Below are 22,298 nucleotides of genomic sequence, written 5' to 3'. Positions count from 1 at the left end.
GGCCACGCACCCAAGGCTGTCTTACCTTCGGTACGCGGAACCGATCGATGCGTAAAGCACTATTTTGGCCGTGGATTGGCGGGGGTGCGATGCTGGCTCGGAGCCCCCTCCCGGGGTTTGGCCGGCGGAGCCTCCGCGCGCCGCAGTAACGAGGACCAGGACGGATCGATGGCGGACGGAAACAACCTGGTGGGCGTCGACATCGGCTCGAGCGCCATCAAGGTGTGCCAGCTCAAGGAAGGACGCAAAGGGCTGTCGTTGGTCCGGGCCGGCTACTGCCCGCTGCCGCCGCAGAGCATCGTCGACGGCCATGTGATGAACGCCTCGGCGATCGTCGCGGCCGTGGGCCGGGCGCTCGCGGACGCCAAGATCAAGCAACGCGAGGTCGCGCTGAGCATCAGCGGCCAGGCCGTGATCATCCGCAAGATCACGGTGCCGCTCATGACCCAGACCGAGCTCGACGAGCAGATCCAGTGGGAGGCGGAGCAGCACATCCCCTTCGACATCAAGGACGTGCACGTCGACTACGAGGTCCTGCGTCGCCGCCCCGAAGCAGGGCAGATGGATCTCCTCCTCGTCGCCGCGAAGCGTGAAGAGGTCAGCGACTACCTGGAGGTCGCGCGCCAAGCCAAGCTCAAACCCCTCGTCCTCGACATCGACGCCTTCACCGTCCAGAACCTCTTCGAGTACGGCCGCGGCATCCCCGCCGATCAGACGTTCGCGATCATCAACGTCGGCGCCTCGCTCACCTCCATCAACATCGTCTCGCGCGGCGCGAGCTCCTTCACGCGCGACATCCCGAACGCCGGCAACTACGTCACCGAGCAGATCCAGAAGCAGCTCGGCGTCACGTTCGAACAGGCCGAAGAGCTCAAGTGCCAGAGCGTCGCGCAGCCCTTCGGCCCCACGGCCCAGGTGCCGCCGATCGTCGACGCCGTCTGCGACACGATCGCCGGCGAGATCCAGCGCTCGCTCGACTTCTTCCTCGCCACGAGCGGCGAGCCCGAGATGCACCGGATCTACCTCACGGGCGGCACCTCGAACCTCCCCGCGCTGCCTGCGGCGATCTCGCGACGCTCGCGCGTGCAGGTCGAGATGCTCCAGCCGCTCGAGCGCGTGGCCGTCGAGGGCAAGGACGTGAACGCCGACATGCTCCGCACCCGCGGCTCGCAGCTCTGCGTGGCCCTGGGTCTCGCCATGCGCAAAGACAAGGAGAAGCGCGCGTGATCCGGATCAACCTCCTGCCGCACAAGCGCGGCGCGGCCACGGGGGCCCCGAGCCAGCGCTGGCTGCTCGTCGTGCTCGCCGTGGTGCTGCTCGAGATCGTGGGGCTCTTCCTCTTCTACCAGTCGAAGCGCGAGGAGCTCGACGCGCAGAACCGCACGAACGCGCAGCTCAAGAGCCAGATCGACGACATCAAGCGCATCGTCGCCGACCACGACGAGATCAAGAAGGCCCTCACCGTCCTCCGCGCGCGCGAAGAGGCCATCGCGAAGCTCCAGGCGGGCCGCAGCGGGCCCACCGCGGTCCTGCTCGAGCTCGCGCAGATCATGACGACCGGCAAAGGGCCCTCGGCCGATCCGGACAAACTCGCGAAGCTCCGCAAGGACAACCCCCTCGCCGTCTTCAACCCGGCCTGGGACTCGCGCAGGCTCTGGCTCACGGCCTACCTCGAAGGACAACGCACCGTGCGCATCGAGGGCCTCGCGCGCGACGGCAACGACGTCTACGAGCTCGCGCAGCGGCTCAAGCTCTCGCCTTACTTCTACGAGGTCACGCTCTTGCCCGGGAAGAAGGACGCCGATCAGGTCTCGAAGATCGATCTCGTGAGCTTCGCCCTCCAGCTCAAGGTGAGGTACTGATGGCCGCCAAAGCCCCCGCGGCGGGAAGCTCGTCGCTCGATCGCCTGCCCCTCGCCGGCAAGATCGGCGTTGGCCTGCTCTTCTTGACGCTCGTCGGCGCGCTCTTCTTCGTCTTCGTCTACGAAGACCTCTCGAACGACCTCGCCGCCGCCAAGCAACGCGAGGGCACGCTCCGCGGCGAGCTCCGCGCGGCCGAGGCTGTAAAAGAGGCCTACCAGAAGGACCGCGACGAGAAGATCCGCAGCGAAGCGCGCGCCGAGCAGACGAAGAAGATCCTGCCCGACGATCCCGAGACGCCCGCGTTCCTCGCCTCGCTCCAGCAGACCGCCACCATCGCCGGCGTCAACCTCACGAGCTGGACGCCCGTCGACGAGGTGCCGCAAGAGTTCTTCGCCAAGGTGCCGATGAAGCTCACGCTCACCGGTCGCTACCACCAGATCGCAAAGTTCTTCCACGGCGTGGGACAGATCGACCGCATCATCAACATGGAAGACATCCAGATGAAGCTGTCGCTGAAGAACGGCACGGTGAGGCCTGATCAGCCTGTCGAGCCGGAGGTCACCGTCGAGTGCCTCGGCACCGCCTTCCGCGCGCTCAAGCTCGACGGCAAGGACGGCGCGAAGCGAAGGGGGACCGGGAAATGAAGAGCCCGCGCCCGAAGCTCGCGCTCCTCCTCGTCGCGCTCGTGCCGACCGCGCTCGCCGCCGGCTGCGAAGAGGACGAGTTCTACGTGCCCCCGCCGAGCGCGACGCCTCCGCCCGGCGCCGGGCCCGACGGCGGCGTAGGCACGGACGGCGGCGTGGTGGCCGCGAAGAAAGAGCAGCTCGACCTGCCACAGCGGGAGTTCGGCGAGGCTGACTTCACCGAGACCGAGAAGAACCGCGACCCGTTCCGCGGCTTCGCGAGTGTCTTCGCGCAGCAGGCCAAGGGCCGCACCGTGGTGCAGCGGACCGTGGTGATCGAGCGGTACGCGCTCGACGAGCTCAAGCTCTCGGGCCTCGTCACGCGCTCGCAGCCCCGGGCGCTCTTCATCGACCCCGCCAACGTGGGGTGGGTGATCAAGGTCGGTGACTTCGTGGGCAAGCCCGAGATCGTGCGCACGGGTGGTCCGGCGGGGATCGACGTGGCCATCAACTGGCGCGTCGACCGCATCCGCGACGGGGACGTCGTTTTTGTTCGCGAGGACCCGGCACATCCGGAAATTGCCCCGGTCACGCGGGTCGTCGCGCTCTTCCCCGAGGAAAACGCGGGCAACGAGGGCCGGCGGTAGCGACGAATTAGGCCCCCTTCGCGCGGTTTGGGTAGCATCGGGCGCATGCTGACGAAACCGCGCTCCGCGATGCTCCTCGGGGCGCTCCTCTCCTTCGCCTCCGCAAGGGCATACGCCGACGGGAACACGCGGCTCGAGGTACGGGACGTCAAGCTCGCTTCGACGGGGAAAGGCGAGGCCCGCATCTCCGTCACGACGAGCGCGGAGCCGCGCTTCTTCGCGCGCGTCGACAGCGGCGGCAAGCGCCTCGTGATCGACGTCTCGGGCGCCGAGATCAAGGGCGCGCCCGCCGCCATCACGCAAGGCAACGCGCTCGCCTCCGGCATCCTCACGCAGACCTTCGATCACGACGGCAAGAAGATCACACGTGTCCTCGTGCAGCTCGCGCGCACGGCGGAGTACCGCATCAGCGCCACGCCCACCGGCCTCGTCGTCGACCTCGCGGCTGCGGATGCGACCGCGCCGATGCGCGCGCCCGCGCCTGTCGTCACGTCGTCCGCGACGCCGAAAACCGAGGAGCGCAAGGCCGAGCATGTCGCCTCCGGCGCGGCTGTGACGAACGTCCGGTACGACCATCAACCCGGCAAAGATCGCGTCACGGTCGAGCTCAACGAGAACGTGAAGTTCTCGCACGTCACTTCGGCGAATGGCCGTTCGATCCTCGAGCTCGAAGGCGCGCGCCTTCCCGACGCGCTCGAACGCAAGCTCGACGTCAGCGCCTTCGGCGGCACCATCACCGCGATCTCCACGTACCGGCGCAAGAGCGATGCGTCGCGTGTCGTCGTCGAGGTCGAGCCCAAGGGCGACGTCGTCGGCGTCGTCGCGCGGGAGGGCAGCACGCTCGTCCTCACGTTCGCGGACAACGCCGCGCACCCGATGCTCAGCGGCGTCGGCGCCGACGGCGGGGCCGCGCGCCGCGTGCGCACGGTGGCGCGGGAAGAGGACGTCGCCGCGACGCCGAGCCCGTCGCGCGCGGCCGAGACCACGGTGGACGGTGAAGAGGCCGCGGGCTTCTTGCCGACCACGCTCGCGCAGCAACGCCGCTTCACGGGCCGGCGCATCGACCTCGACCTCAAGGACGCCGACATCCACAACGTCCTGCGCCTCGTCTCCGACGTCGGCCGCGTCAACATCGTCACGTCCGACGACGTGAAGGGCACCGTCACGATCCGGATGCGCAACGTCCCTTGGGATCAGGCGCTCGAGACGGTCCTCCAGGCCAAGGGCCTCGGCATGGTCCGCCAGGGCAACATGATCCGCGTCGCGCCCCAAGCCGAGCTCAACAAGGAGCGCGAGCTCGACCTCGCGCGCCGCAAGAACGAGCTCGCGCTGGCGCCGCTGGAGACACGCCTCATCCCGGTGAACTACGCCGTCGCCAAGGAGCTCCAGGCACGCGGCAAGGATCTGCTCTCGCCGCGTGGCTCGCTCGCCGTCGACGATCGCACCAACGTCCTCGTGGCGCGTGACGTCGCGGGCAACCTCGACCAGCTCGAAGAGCTCGTGCGCGCGCTCGACACGCAGACGCCGCAGGTCCTCATCGAGGCGCGTATCGTCGAGGCGACGAGCCGGTACCTGCGCGACGTCGGCATCCAGTGGGGCGGCGACGGCACCGTCAGCCCTGCGACCGGCAACCCCACCGGCTTGGTCTTCCCCTCGCAGATCGGCATCACGGGCGGCGCGAGTGATCAGGCCACGCCCACGGGGGGCCTCTCGCCCTTCCAGAACACCGTCCAGAACCCGAACTTCGCGGTCAACTTGCCGGCCACCACGGGCACGGGCCTCGGCGGCGCGATCGGCATGACGCTCGGCTCGATCGACAACACGGTCAACCTCGCCGTGCGCCTCTCGGCGGCGGAGGCGAGTGGCCTTTTGCGGATCGTGTCGAGCCCGCGCATCCTCACGCTCGACAACCGCGAGGCGCGCATCAGCCAGGGCACGCTCATCCCGTTCTCGCAGATCAGCGCGCAGGGCGTGCAGACGACCTTCCAGGAGGCGAAGCTCCAGCTCCTCGTCAAGCCGCACGTCACGAGCGACGGCAGCGTCTCGATGCACGTCAAGATCAACCGCGACGAGCCCGACTTCAACCAGACCTCGGCGCGTGGTGATCCCACGATCTTGAAGCGCGAGGCCGAGACCGACCTGCTCATCATGGACGGTCACACGGCGGTCATCGGCGGCATCTTCACGCGCAACACGGGCCGCAACCTCGACCAGGTCCCCGTCCTCGGCGACATCCCGATCCTCGGCGTGCTCTTCCAGCGCCGGAGGTCGAGCGACAGCCGCAGCGAGCTCGTGATTTTCATCACGCCACGCATCGTCAATCGGGCGGAGGCGCTCGGAAAGTAGCCATCGACAGGGCGGGAAGAGGGGTCGGTGGCGGCCGAGGTGTCGTTGGAGCGGGTGCGGAGGCAAGTCGGTGGCGGCCGAGGTGTCGTTGGAGCGGGTGCGGAGGCAAGTCGGTGGCGGCCGAGGTGTCGTTGGAGCGGGTGCGGAGGCAAGTCGGTGGCGGCCGAGGTGTCGTTGGAGCGGGTGCGGAGGCAAGTCGGTGGCGGCCGAGGTGTCATTGGAGCGGGTGCGGAGGCAAGTCGGTGGCGGCCGAGGTGTCGTTGGAGCGGGTGCGGAGGTCGGTCGGCGGATGGTCGTGGCTGGATCCGCCTGCATGAGAGAGTGGCTGGATATCCGTCCGGCCAAACGGGCGGCCTGGAGAGACGTGGCGAGGAAGGGCAAGGTTGTGTAGGCTCGGCGCGTGTCGAACCTGAAGTTCGGGGCGAACGGGGATGACTACCCGGAAGCCGCGGCAAAGCATCTGACGGATGCAAGGACGCTGCTTGATGCAAAGCGATTCGACGGGGCGGCTTACCTTGCAGGGTTCGCCATCGAGTGCTCTCTGCGCACGGTCGTCATGGTCGGACACATGATGAAGCTGCTGAACGAGGAACTCGCGGAGGCGAAGCGTCCGCCCGTGCCGCTCGCCAGGGCGCTCAAGCCGGGATCGCGAGCGCTCGACTTCAAAAGCGTCGCACGGAATGAGGCGCAGACGCACGGACGCGACCACGACCTCGCTGATCTTGCGGCTGCGACGACGGGTTACAAGGACGTGTTGAGCGAGGGGGCCGTGCGATACGTGCCCACCGTCGACATGACGAGATTGCCATTCCGAGATCTCCAGAAGTTTACGAACATTCGGTATAGAGGGAATGGGAGCGTTCTGTCCGAGGACGCCGCGAAGTGGCTCGAGGAAGCTTGCGCGCTTTATGATGCGTCGGTGGGGCTCATGAGGCGTGACGGGTTGGTGAAGTGATGGGGGACGCTTCCATCGACCTTGGCCATGCTCGGCAGCACGCGATCGATGCGCTGCTGAAAATTCTCCACGACGAGCCAAGCATCGAGAAAGCAGTCCTTGGGCAGGACCTCTTCGGGCTGCTGCGAGTCATCCTTTGGTTGGGGAGCGGCGCGGACGAGACGGGCATCCGATCGCGGATCACCCAGGCATTGGGGCCATGTGGCCGCTTCTGGGAGGGCGAGATTTGGGTCTCGAACGAAGAGACCTCGTTCGCGGATAATCGCGTGTATTCGGCAGCGTGGGAGGAAGGGTTCGAAGTTCCTGGCATCCACGAGGATGGGCACGACGTCCCTTTGACCGATAGGCTTCGCATCGACGATCGCACGCGGACGCGGACGGCTTGGCTCCCGCGGTTTCGGGAGCCTGTCTGGACGCCTAGGCACGGATGGAATGAGGGGAAGTCGACCGACGAGGAAGCGACGGTTGGGCCACCCGTGGTCGTATTCTACTCCTTCAAGGGAGGCGTGGGACGCACGACGGCGCTCGCAGCCATGGCCATTCAGCTTGCGAGGATGGGCGAGCGGGTCTTCGTTGTCGACGTCGATCTCGACGCACCTGGGGCTGGAACCTTGCTTTCGCCTGACGAGGGAGGCGTCACGCGGGGGCTCGTGGATTACCTCCTCGATGCGCAGCTCGGTGATGTCGACATCAACGACTACGTGCATCGCATTCGGCGAGAGAAGCTCGTCGGGGACGAAGGCGGCGAGGTCATCGTGATGCCCGCGGGGAGCGTCGATGAGCATTATTTGATGAAGCTCGCTCGGCTCGATCTGGAGATCCGCGGCACTCATCATCCGCTCGAGCACGTGCTTCATGCGGCGCGTGCGAAGCTCGAACCGGATTGGATCCTGATTGATTCTCGCGCCGGCCTGTCCCCAGCGGCGGGGCTCCTGCTGGATGGGATCGCGCACTTGCACGTGCTCTTCGCGACGAGCAGCGCGCAGAGCCAGCTCGGGATCGCGCAGGTGATCAGGAGCCTCGGAGCAGAGCGGATCCGGCGGGACTACGAGCAGGCCAACGTCATCGTGGTGCACGCGATGCTGGTGGATATCGCGGATGTCGAGAAGCTCGCGCGACCACAATTCCACGCATGGCTCGACGAGGTCCTCGAGGCACAGTATTGGGTCACGAAGGAGAGCGACCCCGAGGATTCGTACTGGAATACCGGTGACGATGGCAAGCAGGACGCGCCCGGTGACGCCATCGAAATCCCCTACCGGTATCGTTTCGCGTTCTTCTCCTCGGTGGACGATGTGGTCTTAGATCTGCTGGAAGGGCCATACAAAGCGCTCGGGAGGCGTGTGCTCATGCAGTTCGCGGCGGCCGAGGCTGTCGATGGGAGCGAGCGGGGCTGAGCATGGCGTCATTGACGAACGAGAGTAGGCTCGAGCTCTTGCGGACTTTGCGCTCGAACGCGGGCCAGGCCGAGGCGGGTGGGCGCGTCGAGGCCAACTTCTATCCCATCGCCGAGCACCTCCGTGCGCTCGAGCCGGATGTGGTCCTCATCGTCGGGGACCGAGGCGCCGGCAAGACGGAGCTTGTCCGCGTAGCTGGGGATGCCGACCTACGAGAGGCGGTGCAGCGGCGCATGCCCAAGGTGCGGCTTGCGAAGGGCGACACGAATTGGTTGCGCGGTTATCCCATGGACTACGGTCCTGCGAAGGCGGGCCTGGAGAAATTCATCTTGAGCTCGTCGCGGAGGACGACGGCGCAGGAGGTATGGTTCGCGTATCTCCTGCGCGCGCTCGAGGCAGAGCCGGAAGTGGAGCGCTTTCAGCAGCTCATTCGGGGCTCTGGGGCGGAGGTCGACGCAAGGCACGCAGATTTCTTGGCGGCCGGAAACGCGACGACGGCCGCCATGGACGACCTGGACAAGCGCCTCGTCGCCGAGGAGCGGTGGGTCTTCGTCATGTACGACGAGCTCGACACCCTTTACTACTCGGACTGGTCGGCGATGGGCGAGCTGATTCGCGGATTGATCGCGTTCTGGGTCCACCACAGCCGGCGCTGGTCACGTATTCGGCCGAAGATTTTTCTGCGCACCGACTTCTATCGGCACCATGGCAGCGATGTCGCGGGCGCGGATGTCGCCAAGCTCGCGGCCAACCGGGTGGAGCTTACTTGGAGCGACAAGAACCTGTACGCCGTGCTGATCAAGCACCTCGCCAATTTGAGCGACGAATGGTTCGACTATTGCACGACGGGGCAGGGCGAGAAGGTACATTATGATGATGACCCGGTGCTTGGCCACGTCCCGATTCTCGTCAAGAAGGACGAAGCCAAACCTCTGATCGAGCGTATCGTCGGGAAATACATGGGCCCGACCGGGAGGAAGGGGGAGGCATTCACATGGATTATCGACCACCTCCGGGATGGAAACCAGAAGGTGTCGCCCCGATCACTCATCCTGCTCTTCGAAACTGCCGCGATCCTCGAGGCGGGCACCATGCACGCGAAGCACGCCCAGGTCCTGAGCCATATCTCCCTGAGGAACGCCCTCGACAAGGTCTCGGACGCCTACGTCACGCAAGCGAATGATGAGTTCCGCTGGCTGCCAGAGGTGAAAGAGCGCCTGAAAGCAATCGCCGAAGTGCCCTGGAGGTCACGCAGCATCCTGGAAGGAGCCCTCGGGAAGCGCTGGGAGGCGTGGTTCGAGCAGGGGCCCGAGCAGCGACCCCCAGCGAAGTCTGCCAAAGATCTGGTCGACCTCCTGCTCGAGCTCGGCATCGTGCGAGATCGCGGAGGTGACAAATTCGACGTGCCCGACCTCTACTTGAAGGGGCTCGGCCTCAAGCGAAAAGGCGGCGTCGCCCGGAAGGTCGTGCGCAACAACGGATGACGCAGGGCTCGGGTCACTCCATATTCGAAACAAATTGCAATGCATTGTCGAGGGGCGTTCGGTGGCCATTGCGCCGCAGGCCGAACCTCACCTGAATGGCTATCCCAGCCCTGCGCAGCCGAAATCTTGGGTGACACGTCAGGCCGCCGCACCGGGCCAACAAATCGTCCCCCTTTTCTGGCCCTCTCCCCGCCCGGCCGCTAGGTTCCCTCCCGATGAGCCCGCACTCGAACTGGTTCCGCGCGGCCACCGCGGCCCTCCTCGGCCTCGCCTCGGCGGGCGCTTGTGGCGCGGCCATGCCGGAGGCCGAGCCGGTGGGACGGAGCCACGCCTCCAGGGACACGGAGGCGGACGCGCTCGGCCGCAAGACGGAGGACGATCCGTCGAAATGCCCCCACGGCGCCCTCGAAGATCCGCACCGCGGATTCGTCCGTTGCCTGCGCCCCGACGAGCGTGACGCCGGCTGGCTCCCGCCGCCCCCGCAACCCGAGCCGCCCTCCCCGGACGGCGGCACGGACGCGGCCCCGCCGCCCGAAACGGCCCCGCCGCCGCCGCCGCCGCCGCCGCCGCCTCCGCCGGAAAAACCGAAGCCCGGCCCGCCGCCCCTCGTCACGATCACCACGCCGAAATTCGAGGGTGGCGAGGTCCCGCGCGCCGAGAAGTTCATCACTTCGAATCTCGAAGGCATTGCCAAGTGCATCGCCGACAATGGCGGCCTCGAAGCGGCGAAGGGCTCGCTCAAGGTGACCTTCCTCGTCCGTGTGCGCGGCCGCGCCGAGGGCGTCGAGATCGAGAGCAAGAAGGGCGTGACCGACGAGGCCGCGTCCTGCATCCGCCTGCTCCTCAAGAACAAGGCCGTCGGCGCCCCGACTGCCGATCCCGTCGGCGTCACCGTCACCTTCTCGCTCGAACGACCTCGCTGACGATCGTATCCTGGCCGCATGGCCCGTCCGCGCTTCCTCCCCTTGTCTTGTGGCCTCGGCGCCCTCCTCCTCGCCTTGTTCGGCGCGGGCGCCCGCCTCCCCGACGTCGGCCCGAGCGCGGCCCGTATCGTCACGCCCGGCATCCCGCTCGACGCGCCGGCCTATGGTCCTTCCCAGGGAAAACAGACGACCCCGGCCGTCGCCTACGACGGAACGAACTGGCTCGTCGTGTGGGAAGCGTACGCGGCGGACGGTTTTTCCTCGGGCTTGCGCGGCGTCCTCGTGGGCCCCTCCGGCGCGCCGCTCGATCCGCAGGGCTTCGAGATCGAGCCGTCCGTCGGGTCCAACCTCGCGCCCGCCGCCGCGTGGGATGGCGCAGGCTGGGTCGTCGCGTGGGAGAGTGGTGTCCCAGGCGACGATACGAGCTGGGACATTCGCGCGCGGCGCTTCGGGCCCACGGGCGCGCCGCTCGGCGCCTCGTTCGTCCTCGGCGGCGCCACGAATGCGCAACGCGCCCCGGCCATGGCCGCGGACAGCAGCAGCCGCGTCCTCATCGTCTGGGAGGATCTCCGCAATGGCACCTCGAACGACGTCTACGGCGCGCGCCTCCTCTCGAACGGCGTCCTGCTCGACCCGCTCGGCCTCCCCATCGGCGCCGCCACGAACGAGCAAAGCCGCCCCTCGGTCGCGTGGGACGGCACGAGCTTCGTCGTCGCCTGGCAGGACTATCGCAGCGGCACGAACCAGGACGTGTATGCCGCGCGCGTGACGCCGGCGGGCGTCGTCCTCGACCCTTCGGGCATTGTCGTCTCTGCGGCCTCGGGCAGCCAGATGTACCCGGCGGTCGCGAGCAATGGCACGAACGCGCTCCTCGTCTGGCGTGATTACCGCAGCGGCAGCTCGTACGACATCTATGGGGCGCGCGTCGATCCGAACGGCGCGGTCCTCGACGCCGCGGGCCTGCTCGTCTCGGCGGCCTCGGGCGCGCAGCGCTACCCGTCGGTCGCCTGGGACGGCGTGAACTACGTCGCCGCCTGGGAAGACCTGCGCAATGGCGGCGGCGTGTACGATCTTTATGGCACCCGCATCGATTCGCAGGGCACGGTCCTCGATCCGGCCGGGTTCATCGTGGTCAAGGGCGGCGCGGACGACGTCTCCGTCGCGCTCGCGCCCGGCGCGACACATACCCTCGCCGCGTGGGATGCCGACGCGGACAACCGCGACATTTTCGGCGCGCGTATCCCCCAGGGCGGCACGGCCGTGGACACGCCGGCGAAGCTCCTCTCCACGGCGCCGAACGAGGAGCGCATTGGCGACGCCGCGTTCGACGGGACGAATTGGTTCGTCGTCTGGGCGGACACGCGCAACAAAGGCAGCGTCGTGGCCGGCGTCCGCGTGAGCCCTGCGGGGCAGGTCCTCGACGCCTCGGCGATCCTCGTCGCGACGGGCCAGGGCCCCGTCGCGAACCCGCGCGTCTCGTTCGACGGGAAAAACCATCTCGTCGTCTGGACCGACCGGCGCACGACGCAAAACCAGACCGACGTGTACGCGGCGCGCGTCAATCCTGCCGGCGTCGTCCTCGATCCGGGCGGGTTCCCCGTCGCCACGGGCACCTCGTCCCAGGAGTCGCCCTCCGTCGCGTCCACGGGCAATGCCTGGCTCGTCGCCTGGCTCGACGATCGCCATGGCGCCACGGCGTGGGACATCTACGGCGCGCGTGTCTCGCCTTTCGGCGCGGTGCAAGATCCCCAGGGCTTTCCGATCACGACCGCGCCGGGCTCCCAGTTCCTCTCGGGCCTGGCTTCGAATGGCGCGTTGTTCCTCGCCGTGGCCTCCGATCAGCGCACCGACACGAAGGGCGACATCTATGCTTTCCGGATCGATCCGAACGGCACGGTCCTCGACGCCGCGGGTATCCCCGTGTCGGTCGCGCCAAACGCGCAGACGAGCCCTTCGGTGGGCTTCGACGGGAGCGACTTCCTCGTCGTGTGGTCGGACGAGCGAGCGCCCACGGCCCCCGACATTCACGCCGCGCGCGTGACGGCGGCGGGGGTCGTGCTCGATCCGAACAGCCTCGTGCTCGCGGCGACCCCGAGCGCCGAGCGCGCGCCTTCCGTGGCCTTCGACGGCGCGGGCCACGTCGTCACGTATTCGATCGTCTCGGAGGGCGCAAACGACATCGCGGGGCTCCGGCTGCACGCCGACGGAACGCCCGTGGATGCAATGCCTTTCGTGATCAGCGCGCAGCCGGAGGACGAGACCCCGTCGATTGCTTGCGCGGGGCTGCCCGGGAACGTTCTCGTCGCGTACGGGGCGTTTGACGACGTGACAGCGCGAATTCGCGTCCGGGCGAGGATCGTGTCCGACGACGGAAGCGGCGGGGCCGGCGGGAGCGGCGGCGGAGGCGGAAGCGGCGGCGGAGGCGGGAGCGGAGGCGGAAGCGGCGGCGGAGGCGGGAGCGGAGGCGGAGGCGGGAGCGGAGGCGGAAGCGGCGGCGGAGGCGGGAGCGGCGGCGGAGGCGGGAGCGGCGGCGGAAGCGGGAGCGGCGGCGGAAGCGGCGGTGCGGGTGGGAGCGGCGGTGCAGGCGGAAGCGGCGGAATCGGCGGTGCGGGCGGTGCCGCTGGAAATGGCGGTGCGGGCGGCGAGGCCGGCGCGGGCGGCGGTGGCGGGCTTGGTGGAATGGGGGGCGGCGCTTCGTCGGGCGGCGGGGATCGGCCCACGGGACCGCTCGTCCTCGACGACGGTTGTGGGTGCCGGGTAACGGGAGACGTGTCGGGGACCTCGCCGGCCCTCCTCTCGCTCGCCGCGCTTTTTCTCCTGCGGAGACGCCGGATGGAGCGTAAGCTCCGGTCCGCGTGACGACGGCGGGGGATCCATCGGTGGGCACGGAGCTACGGATCGGCTCGCACACGCTCGCGTTCGAGGCGCCCGACACGGTCCGTATCGAGCTTTGTGGCGAGCTCGGCGAGGAGCTCCAGTCCCTCGCCGAGGCGCTCGAGGTCTGGGGCGAAGGCCGTCCCTACATGCTCACGCTCGCCTCTATCTCTCGCGTGACCACCTGGACCGGGGGGGCGCGGAAGGTCGCGTTGTCGTCGCACCGCATTCGCCTCCCGCCGCGCGCCCTTGCCCTGTATGGGGGAGGCTTCGCGCTACGCATGTCCGTCGAAATGCTCATGCGCGCGACGGCCGCGCTCGGGGTCCGGGATCGCCACGTCTTCCACGGCGACGACGAGGCCGCGGCGCGGGCGTGGCTCGAGGGCATGCGCCCGAAGCTCGCGGCCGTGGCGAAGGCGTAATTCCTCGGCGGTTACCCCTCGGCGCGCGGCGCGAGCCAGCGCACGAGTTCCTCCGGCGACCGATCAAGCACCACGTCCCCGACCCGCCCTGCGCCGAGCTTCGCGAGCCGGGTCTCCAAGGTTTGTCGCTCGGACATGGTCAGCGGGCGCCCGAGGCGCCGTTCGAACTGATGGGCGAGGGTTTCGAGGCGCCCTTCCAGGCGTCCCTGCTTGCGTCCCTCCTTGCGCCCTTCCTTACGTCCTTCTCTGAAGATCCAGTTTTGCACGACCAACCTCCCGGACCCCGCAGAGACTACCACATCCTTCAGCCCTTTCACACGCCGGTTTGTCTCCGCGAGGACGGCCATGGCGGCGCAGAGCTCCTCGAACTCTTCCGGGGAGCTCTGCGCGCGCAAATTCTCCATGACGTGCGCAAGTTTGTCCGCGTCCACATCTTTCGTGAGGGGCGCAAAGATCAACCAGAACGGACTCCCCTGTTCGGTGGCGCGTCGCACGAGCTCGGCCACGGTCCGCTGGTACACGGGCTCCACGCGGAACGAGACGCCGGAGAACGGCCGATCCTCCGGCGAAGTCCGGTACACGCCCTCCTCGGGCCAGGGTTCGTCGCGGCCTGAAAGGAGCACGAGCACGCTCTCGATGCGCGGCGGCCCCTCCTCCGGTTTCGTCCCGCGCCGCGCGCGCGTCTCGCTCCCCAGCGCCAGCGCCGTCAGCGTGTTGTATTCGAACATGCGCCACGACACGTCCCGCGTCATGGCTCTCGCCCATTCCACGTGCAGCAGGCGTTTTCCCTCGGCAGCCTTCACGAGCAGCGCTCGATCGAGCCGCCGCTGGCGGGACGTCACCTGCGTATCGACCCATTCCAGAGGCTCGACGGGACCCTCGCAATCGACCAGCGCCCGCGCGACCGCGTGGGGCAGCTTCCGCGAGACGTGGCGCAGGATCAGATCGATGTCGTCCCCCGCCGGGGCTCGTCCCGCTCTTCGCTCGGCCGCTTCCACGCGGCGGACCCGAGCGAGCCGCGTGCCAGGACAAAACCCCCTTCGATGGCCGCAGTTCTTGGCCTTCGGGGGTGGCGCCCCGTGTTTCCGCCTGGCGGCCGCCAGGGGCGCGCCGAGGCGGCCCTTCGGCCGCGGCCGCGGGCCCTCGCGAGCGTAGCCCGGGGCGGAACCGGTGCTAAGGTGCGCGCGCCGCCGTGTCCGACCCTCAACTCCTCCAGCGCGAGATCGCTCGCCGCAAGACCTTCGCCATCATCTCCCACCCCGACGCGGGCAAGACCACGCTCACCGAGAAGCTCCTGCTCTACGGCGGGGCCATCCAGCTCGCGGGCGCGGTCAAGGCCAAGCGCGCGCGCGCGCACGCCGTCAGCGACTACCTGGAGATGGAGCGCGAGCGCGGCATCTCCATCCAGTCGAGCGTCCTGCAGTTCCCTTACAAGGGCCGCTTGCTCTCGCTCGTCGACACCCCCGGCCACGCCGACTTCAGCGAGGACACCTACCGCGCGCTCATGGCCACCGACGCGGCCATCATGCTCCTCGACTCGGCCAAGGGCGTCGAGGCGCAGACGAAGAAGCTCTTCCGCGTCTGCAAGTTGCGCTCGATGCCCATCTTCAGCTTCGTCAACAAGATGGACCGGCCCGGCCGTGATCCGTTCGAGCTCATCGGCGAAGTCGAGGAGGTCCTCGGCATCGGCGTCTACCCGATCACCTGGCCGATCTCCGTCCGCGGCCAATTCAAGGGCGTGTATCACCGCCTCCTGCGGCAGGTGTTTCTCTTTCAGCAGGTCGCCCACGGCGCCGAGATGGCGCCCATGCAGGCGCACGACCTCTACGCACCCGAGCTCGAACAGGCGGTGGAAGAGGAAGGGGTCAAGCAGCTCCGCGAGGACGTCGAGCTCCTCGACGCGGCGGGGGATGCCCTCGACACGGGCAAGCTCGCGCGCGGCGAGGTCACGCCCATGTTCTTCGGCAGCGCATTGACGAATTTCGGCCTCCCGCAGCTCCTCGACTCCTTCGTGGAGATGATGCCCGCGCCCGCCGCGCGCCCGAGCGACAAGGGCGCGATCACCCCGGACGACGAGCGATTCACCGCGTTCGTCTTCAAGATCCAGGCGAACATGGATCGCGCGCACCGTGACCGTATTGCGTTCGTCCGCGTCTGCTCCGGCCGGTACGAGCGCGGCATGAAGGTCCGCCACGTGCGGCTCGATCGCGACATTCGCCTCACGAACCCCGTGCAATTCCTCGCGCAGGAGCGCACGGTCGTCGACGACGGGTTCGCGGGCGACATCATCGGCGTCTTTGATCCGGGCATCTTCCTCATCGGCGATACCCTCACGGACGGCACGAACGTCAAGTACGCGCCGCTCCCGCAGTTCCCGCCCGAGCATTTCGGCCGCGTGGTGATGGTCGACCCGATGAAACGCAAGCAGCTCAAGAAGGGCCTCGAGCAGCTCGCGCAGGAGGGCAGCGTGCAGCTCTTCCGGCCGCCGGAGGGCCGCGAGGGCGAGGCCATCCTCGGCGCCGTCGGCGAGCTCCAGTTCGACGTCGTCAAGCACCGCCTCCTCAACGAATATGGCGCGGACGTGCGTATCGAGCGCCTCTCGTGGAACATCGCCCGCTGGGTCGAGGGCGAGCCCGTGCCGCTCGCGGAGCTCGAATCGCAGCTCTACGGCTATGGCGCGCTCGACGTGCATGGCCAGCCCGTCGTCCTTTTCAAGGGCGACTGGCAGCTCGAGACCTGCGCGAAGGCCTTTCCGAAGACCCGCTTCGTCGAGCTCGGCGCGGGCGCGCTCAAATTGCCCACAGCGGACTGAGCGCACCTCCATGACGCCCTTCGGGGCGCGACGGGCGCATGATACAAGGGATCATGCGCTTTCGATCTTCCTCCTACCTTCTCCTCACGGCCCTCTCTCTCCTCGTGGCGCCGGCCTGCGGCCCGGATGAAGGGGGCGAACCACCCCTCGTCATCGACCCCGTCCGGCCCAACCCGCCGGCGGGAAACGACCCTGCGTTCACCGTGACCGGCATCCCGCGTTACGTCCTCGCCGGCGACGGCCTCACGAATCCCACGAAGGCGTTCGCCATCCAGGTCGCGGCCCCCAAGGACGTCGTCTTCATTGACGCCTGGATCGACGGCGCCGCCGAGCCGGTCCCGCTCGTCTTCAACGCGGACGACAACGCGTCGCAGGGCGAGATCCCGACGCTCGAGCTCCCGGTTGGGACCCACGGCCTCATGCTCTCCGTGCGCGGCTCGAAGGAGGCCTTTTTTCGCGCCGAATTCGTCAAGGGGCACGCGCTTTACATGGTCATCTCGACGGACTGGGATTTCTCCGACGTCGACGACCGCGTCCTCGACCACCACACCGAGCTCCACACGGCGCACCCCGAGCTCAAGATCACGCACCTCCTTGGCCCGTACACGTTCACCGATCCGGCCGTCTCCCAGCAACGCCGCGACTTTCTCGTGAGCTGGGCCCAGGGCATGCGCGACACGTACGGCGACGAGCTCGGCCTCCACATCCACCCGTATTGCAACTTCGTCGAGGCCGCGGGGGTGGCTTGCAAAACCTCGCCTTCGGTCGCCGATCCGGCCGGGGATCCGACTGGCTACACCGTGCGTCTCGGGGCCTACAGCCGCGAGGAATGGAAGACCCTGTTCGGCAAGGCCAACGAGATCTGGAACCAGGTCGGCTTCGGCAACCCCACCTCCTTCCGCGCCGGCGCCTGGACCCTGGAGACGCACGTCGCGCAGGCCCTCGTCGACACGGGTTTCCTCGTCGATTCTTCCGCGAACAACTGGAAGCTCATGGACGAGTGGTTCGGCTACGACATCTACGAGTTCAACAAGACGCAATGGGCGACGATCGGCGACACGAGCCAGCCTTATCGTCCCACGGAGGACAGCATCGTCGCCGGCGGCAAGGGCCCCGCGCTTGGCCTGCTCGAAGTCCCGGACAACGGCTGCATGGTCGATTACTGGGCCGTCGAGGAGATCAAAAACATCTTCGACGCGAACTGGAGCGGCGGCGCGCTCTCCGCGCCCACGCAGGTCTCGACGGGCTTCCACCCCGCGACCACGGAGTATTACTCCCCGGCCGAGTTCGAGCGCCTCGACGAGCTCTTCACGTACACCGACCAGTTCCTCGCTTCGAAGTTCGAGGGCCCGGTCATCTACATCAACATGACCGACGCCACGAAGATCTGGTGACTCAATCGGGATCGCGCCGCGTCCTGCGCTCCCGGATCGCCGTCTCCGGCGGCAGGACCGGCGTGACACCCGTCCACGCCTCCAGCGCATCGAGCGCTTTCGTGCGGTCCGGCTCGCTCAAATCAACGATCGACGCGGAATGGTTCAGCCCCGGCGCGAGGAACAGGTAGCTGTCCTTCGCATTGCCGAGTTCGAAGGCCGCCGCCGTGTATGGATCGGTCTCCCCGTACACGAACAAAAGCCGCTCTCCCTCCGCCGAGATCCAGGTGGAAATATCCTGCATCACCGTCGCATCGAACACCGGCGTCTTGCCCGGCGTGAGATACGTCTCCGGCACGTCGATCCCGGGGAACTGCAAGAGATCCGCGATGTGCGACTCCTCGACCGCCGGATACCCGAGCTCCGTGGCGGCTTGCCAGTAATAAGGCTCGTACGTGAGGAACTCCTCGTCCGAGAAGAGGCTCGGCGAGACGATCTCGTCGAGGAACGTCCACACATCGTCGTCCGTCGGCGCGACGGTCATGTCGGGACAAATGCTCTCGTCGTAATACTGCCAGAACGTGAAGACGAGCTGAAGCGTGGCCACTTCGAGCGCCTTCTCCCGGCCGAGCAGCTCGTACGTGAGCCCGTCCATCGTGGCCTGCGCGTCGATTCGCTCGAGCATCGCCGTGCGCCGCAGGAGCACCTCGCGCTGGAAATACCGCAGCGCGTCCTTGCAGGTCGAGCTCCCGAGCGACGCCACGAAATCGAGGTATCGAGCATCCTGCGTGCCGAAGCTGTGCGGCGCCACGTACGCGACCGTCCCGTCGACGTCGTCCGGGAAAAACCGCCGGTGGTACACGGACGTCATCCCGCCTTTGCTCGCGCCGGACGAGATCCATTTGCCCGTGTAGATGGGCTTCAGCACGTCCACGATGCGATGGTGATCCGCCGCGGCCTGCTCGATCGTCAAGAGCGACCAGTCGGCCGGCTCCGGCCTCGAGGGCGTGAAGAACCGTTGCTCCACGAAGAGCTGGTTCGCCTGGAGAAAACTCGCCGGCTCCCGCAGCCTTTGCCGCGTGGGATTGACGTTGTACCCCGACGTCCCGAGCACGAACGGCGCGGCCTCGTCCCTGTGGTGCAAGAGCAAGCGCTGCTGGAAGACCGGCCCGCCCTCGGCGCCGTGATCCGCCGGCTGCTCGTACTCCATCACAAAGTACCGATATCCCTCGACCCCCGAGTTCTCCTCCGTCACCACCATCCCCGGGATGGCCTGCAGCCGGTCGAAGATGTCGATCTCCGCCGGCGGCGGCGTGGTCGCGGGCTCGTCCGAGCAAGCGGGCAGGAGCACGAGCGCAAGGGGGGCTGCGAGGCGCGAGGCGCCCCGCGTGAATCGAGACATCATCGTTTTCCTCAGAACGGCGCGACCTTCACCCAGAACCGCGGCTCGTACGTGAACAGCGTATGGACGCTGCCGGACCCCATGATCCCGAAGCCGAGGGGGGTGAATCCGATGGCGAAATGCGAGGTGAGCGGGAAGCCGAAGCCGAGCTGGAACCGCGCGCCGAACCCGTTGGCGGGCTCGAAGTAGGCCGAGTCGAAGACCACGCGCGAGTAGAACGGCATCGTCGTGAAGTCGATCTCCGCGTACCTGCCGAGGCCCGTGACGAACCGGAGCGGTACGCCGATCCCCCATTGCGCCGCGTCGTTCGTCCCCACGAAGCGCCCTTCGAGGCCGATCTCGAAGCGCTGCCGCGACCCCGTGGCGATGCGGTACGTGGCTTCCAGGTCGACGAGCGCGCCGTCCTTCACCGCGAACCTGCCCGGCGCGAAATACCCGCCGCCCGCGAGGCCGATGCCAAAGCGGAGCTTGTTGTACTCCTTCTGCGGATCCGCGGGCTTCTCCTCCGGCGGGAGCTCCTCCGCCGGCACGGATCTCACGCCCGTCGGCGTCCCGCCCGGCGGCGGCGGCGGGTAGGGGTAGGGATACGGGTACGGATACGGCGCGGCCCCCTGCGGCGGCGGCGGATATGGGTAGGGATAGGGGTACGGCGCCGCGCCCTGCGCAGGCGGCGGATACGGATACGCCGTGCCGCCCTGCGGCGGCGGAGGATAAGGCTGCGCCTGCTGCACGGGCGGCGGCGGCGGGACACTCGAAGGCGTCGCCGCGCCGGCTTTGGGCCCGGCCGCGGGAGGGGTTTGTCCCGCTGGCTGCTTGGGCGGTTGCCCGGCCGGCGCCTGCGTGGTTGTTCCCGTCGGTTTCGCCGGTTGCGCCGCAGCCTCCTCCGGCACGACGAGCGCCGCCGCGGCCAGCATCGCCGAGGCCAGCGACAGCCGCGGACCCTTCCGCGCGAGCACCACGGCCGCGCCCACGCCGACGAGCAGCACGATCGACACGAGCTGCGCCGAGCTCAAGGGCCCGTACGTCCCGCGCGACGCGTCGCCGCGAACCATTTCCACGCAAAACCGCCCCGTGGCATACAGCGCGATCCACGTGCCGAACGCCCGCCCGTCGCGCCGCGGACCGAGGAGCCAGAGCGACGCCACCACGCCTGCCACGAGCCCCACCACCGCCTCGTAAAGCTGCGTCGGGTGCACGGGCAGGCTCGGCGCCCCTTGCGGGACCCAGCCGAGCGAAGCGTGATCGAGCGCCGCCGGGCTCCCGGCCGGGAACCGCACCCCGAAGAAACCCGCCGTGGGTTTGCCGTAATCACACCCCGCGAGGAAACAGCCCGTTCGCACGAATCCGTACGAGATCCCGCACAGCGGAACCGCCCGATCCAGAAACGGCAGCGCCGTTGCGCCCCCGCGGCGCAGCACCCAGGCTGCCGCGAGTGCCCCCATCAAGAGCCCACCGTATGCCGCGCGCCCCGCGTGCAGCAGCGGGTCGAGCGACCGCGAAAGGAGCGCCTCCGGCAGCGCCCGCAGCCATTCGAAGACGTATCCCCCCGCGAGCGCCCCGGCATACGCCGCGAGGAGCGCCCGCCCTTCGAGCCCTGCGTCGGCTCCGTCGCGCCGCGACAACCTTTGCGTCGCGATCGCGCCGAGCAGCGCCGCGAGCCCCACCATCACCATGTAATCAGGCGCGAGCCACCCGGGCAACCCGTGGCGCTCGAGCCATGCCACGACGAGGCTCCTCATGGCCGCCTCCTGCGTTGCGACAGGAGATAAAGGTACGCGACCGGGAGCGACAACCAGAACGCCGTTCCGACCGGCGAGGGCAGGGGAGAACGCCCAGGCCGCCGCGCGACGGCGCACTGGCTGCCCTTGCAGTTGCTGTTACAGTCCTTGCAGTTCTGGTTGCAGTCCGCGCAATTGTCATTGCACTTCGAGCAATTGTCGTTGCACTTCGAACAATCGTCGTTGCATCCGCCGCACGAGCTGCCCGAGCAACCCCCGCAGCTCGACGACCCGCTCCCGCTGCCCGACGAATCCCCCGACAGGCTCCCGTCCGCGAGGCATTGCTGGAGCAAGCCCATGCAGCTCTCGCTCGCCAGGAACGCGAGCGCGTCGTCCCGCGTCGTCACCGGCAGCGCCGCGCAGATCGATCCACCCGACTCCACGCACGCCCGCACCCCGTCGATGTTCATCAGCGCGAGCACGCAGAGCGCCGCCGCGTTCGCCGCGGCCTGGTTCACCCACGTGCACTCTGCATTCGCGTCGGAGAACGTCGGATCCGTCACGTCGTGATCACACGTCCCGCTCGCCGCGCAGCCGCACGTCGTCTGCACCTGCAGCGAGCACGCCTCCACGCTGTCGGGCAGCTTGTACGGATTGAAATCGACCGACAAAGGCTTCGAGCCGGGCATCCCCGGCATCGGCACGACCGCGGGGCCGGGCACGATCGGCGCGCCCTCCTCCTCCAGCGCCGCGAGCGCGACGAGCCACGACGCATTCACGTACAGCGTATCGTCGAAGGCCCAGGCGCCCATCGGCAGGCCCGTCGTCCGCACGATCTCCTTGGCGTCCGACCGTTTCGCGAGATCACGCACCCAGCGCCCCGCGCGCCCCTCGAGCGCCGCGGCTTCGAGCGCCGCCGTCGTGTTCCCTGGGCGCCCCCGCATCTTCGGCGGCCCCTCGTTCGTATCGGTCGCCTCCTTGGCTTCACGCGCTTCGAGCAGCAGCTCCGCGCCTTCCCGCTCGATCGCGCCGAGCACGAGCGCGTCCTTTCCTTGCTCCTCGCGCTCCTCGTCCGCGGCGCTCGCGAGCGCGTCGATCGTCGGGATGTCGCGCGGCGGCAGGACGAGCCGCTCCTCGACGGAAGTGATCCCGGCTTCTTCCAGCCGTTGCGCCACCTCACGACGTGTCTCCTTCGGCAGCGACGCCATCACCTCGGGCGCCGCGCGGAGCGCATCTCGCAGCGGAAGCGCATCATAAGGCGGCGCCTCCTCCCCGCACCCTGTCGCCAGCAGCGCGGCGACCACCAGCGCGCCGCGCCTCCCCCAACACCTCCCCGACCGCACCATCACTGCCCCCTTCCTCAATCCCAGGCGATCCACGAATACCAGAGCCCTCCCGGCGCGCCAAGCCCCTCCCGAGCGCGAAAATCCCTGCGCGCTGCCGCCCGGCGTCAAAATGAT

General features: G+C 68.2%; 17 protein-coding genes. 13 read left to right on the top strand and 4 right to left on the bottom strand.

The genetic code is table 11. From position 1 onward, the window contains the following. Nucleotides 1–168 precede the first annotated feature (168 nt). The 11 genes from pilM to E8A74_RS29525 all read left to right on the top strand — a co-directional run bounded on the left by pilM (nt 169) and on the right by E8A74_RS29525 (nt 13,533). Complete coding sequence (pilM, locus tag E8A74_RS29580; RefSeq protein WP_136932452.1) at nt 169–1,227, top strand: type IV pilus assembly protein PilM; 1,059 nt, start codon at nt 169–171, stop codon at nt 1,225–1,227. Further along, nucleotides 1,224–1,862 (top strand): PilN domain-containing protein, encoded by a 639-nt coding sequence (locus E8A74_RS29575; protein ID WP_136932451.1) that lies wholly within the window; start codon nt 1,224–1,226, stop codon nt 1,860–1,862. Before pilM ends, E8A74_RS29575 begins: the two co-directional genes overlap by 4 nt. Further along, a complete protein-coding gene (locus E8A74_RS29570; protein WP_136932450.1) occupies nt 1,862–2,506 on the top strand; it encodes a type IV pilus inner membrane component PilO in 645 nt (214 codons plus the stop codon). Before E8A74_RS29575 ends, E8A74_RS29570 begins: the two co-directional genes overlap by 1 nt. Continuing rightward, the gene (locus E8A74_RS29565; RefSeq protein WP_136932449.1) at nt 2,503–3,132 is read left to right on the top strand and encodes a pilus assembly protein PilP; all 630 of its coding nucleotides are present in this window, start codon (nt 2,503–2,505) and stop codon (nt 3,130–3,132) included. The genes E8A74_RS29570 and E8A74_RS29565 overlap by 4 nt, the downstream gene beginning before the upstream one ends. 45 nt (nt 3,133–3,177) lie before the next feature. Continuing rightward, nucleotides 3,178–5,478 carry a type IV pilus secretin PilQ gene (locus E8A74_RS29560; protein WP_136932448.1) on the top strand — a complete coding sequence of 767 codons (2,301 nt, stop codon included), beginning with the start codon at nt 3,178–3,180 and terminating at the stop codon, nt 5,476–5,478. A gap of 400 nt (nt 5,479–5,878) precedes the next feature. Next, nucleotides 5,879–6,433, top strand: coding sequence for a hypothetical protein (locus E8A74_RS29555; RefSeq protein ID WP_136932447.1), 555 nt, complete (start codon nt 5,879–5,881; stop codon nt 6,431–6,433). 476 nt (nt 6,434–6,909) lie between these two features. Then, nucleotides 6,910–7,830 (top strand): tyrosine-protein kinase family protein, encoded by a 921-nt coding sequence (locus tag E8A74_RS29550; RefSeq protein ID WP_170229470.1) that lies wholly within the window; start codon nt 6,910–6,912, stop codon nt 7,828–7,830. An 11-nt stretch (nt 7,831–7,841) separates the two neighbouring features. Then, entirely contained in the window at nt 7,842–9,314 is a 1,473-nt protein-coding gene (locus E8A74_RS29545) for an ATP-binding protein (RefSeq protein ID WP_170229469.1), read from the top strand. Between the two features lie 215 nt (nt 9,315–9,529). After that, on the top strand, nt 9,530–10,237 hold the full coding sequence (locus E8A74_RS52845; protein WP_170229468.1) for a hypothetical protein: 708 nt from the start codon (nt 9,530–9,532) through the stop codon (nt 10,235–10,237). 18 nt (nt 10,238–10,255) lie between these two features. Continuing rightward, on the top strand, nt 10,256–13,096 hold the full coding sequence (locus E8A74_RS29530; protein WP_136932442.1) for a hypothetical protein: 2,841 nt from the start codon (nt 10,256–10,258) through the stop codon (nt 13,094–13,096). After that, nucleotides 13,093–13,533 (top strand): hypothetical protein, encoded by a 441-nt coding sequence (locus E8A74_RS29525; RefSeq protein WP_136932441.1) that lies wholly within the window; start codon nt 13,093–13,095, stop codon nt 13,531–13,533. The genes E8A74_RS29530 and E8A74_RS29525 overlap by 4 nt, the downstream gene beginning before the upstream one ends. 11 nt (nt 13,534–13,544) lie before the next feature. On the opposite strand, the gene E8A74_RS29520 is transcribed toward E8A74_RS29525, so the two are convergent. Then, the gene (locus tag E8A74_RS29520; RefSeq protein WP_136932440.1) at nt 13,545–14,531 is read right to left on the bottom strand and encodes an RpnC/YadD family protein; all 987 of its coding nucleotides are present in this window, start codon (nt 14,529–14,531) and stop codon (nt 13,545–13,547) included. Nucleotides 14,532–14,725: 194 nt separating this feature from the next. On the opposite strand from E8A74_RS29520, the gene E8A74_RS29515 reads away from it, so the two are divergent. Then, on the top strand, nt 14,726–16,345 hold the full coding sequence (locus tag E8A74_RS29515; RefSeq protein ID WP_136932439.1) for a peptide chain release factor 3: 1,620 nt from the start codon (nt 14,726–14,728) through the stop codon (nt 16,343–16,345). Between the two features lie 53 nt (nt 16,346–16,398). Continuing rightward, a complete protein-coding gene (locus E8A74_RS29510) occupies nt 16,399–17,739 on the top strand; it encodes a polysaccharide deacetylase family protein (RefSeq protein ID WP_136932438.1) in 1,341 nt (446 codons plus the stop codon). Nucleotide 17,740: 1 nt separating this feature from the next. On the opposite strand, the gene E8A74_RS29505 is transcribed toward E8A74_RS29510, so the two are convergent. From E8A74_RS29505 to E8A74_RS29495, 3 genes are read right to left on the bottom strand one after another with little or no spacing between them, the layout of a single operon-like run. Beyond that, entirely contained in the window at nt 17,741–19,123 is a 1,383-nt protein-coding gene (locus E8A74_RS29505) for a S28 family serine protease (protein ID WP_170229467.1), read from the bottom strand. A gap of 8 nt (nt 19,124–19,131) precedes the next feature. Continuing rightward, nucleotides 19,132–20,859 (bottom strand): prolipoprotein diacylglyceryl transferase, encoded by a 1,728-nt coding sequence (locus E8A74_RS29500; protein ID WP_136932436.1) that lies wholly within the window; start codon nt 20,857–20,859, stop codon nt 19,132–19,134. Then, nucleotides 20,856–22,142 carry an SPFH domain-containing protein gene (locus tag E8A74_RS29495; RefSeq protein WP_136932435.1) on the bottom strand — a complete coding sequence of 429 codons (1,287 nt, stop codon included), beginning with the start codon at nt 22,140–22,142 and terminating at the stop codon, nt 20,856–20,858. The genes E8A74_RS29500 and E8A74_RS29495 overlap by 4 nt, the downstream gene beginning before the upstream one ends. Nucleotides 22,143–22,298: the final 156 nt, after the last annotated feature.

This window comes from Polyangium fumosum (assembly GCF_005144585.1).
Lineage (GTDB): Bacteria > Myxococcota_A > Polyangia > Polyangiales > Polyangiaceae > Polyangium > Polyangium fumosum.
This window is presented reverse-complemented; position numbering and strand designations above follow the sequence as displayed.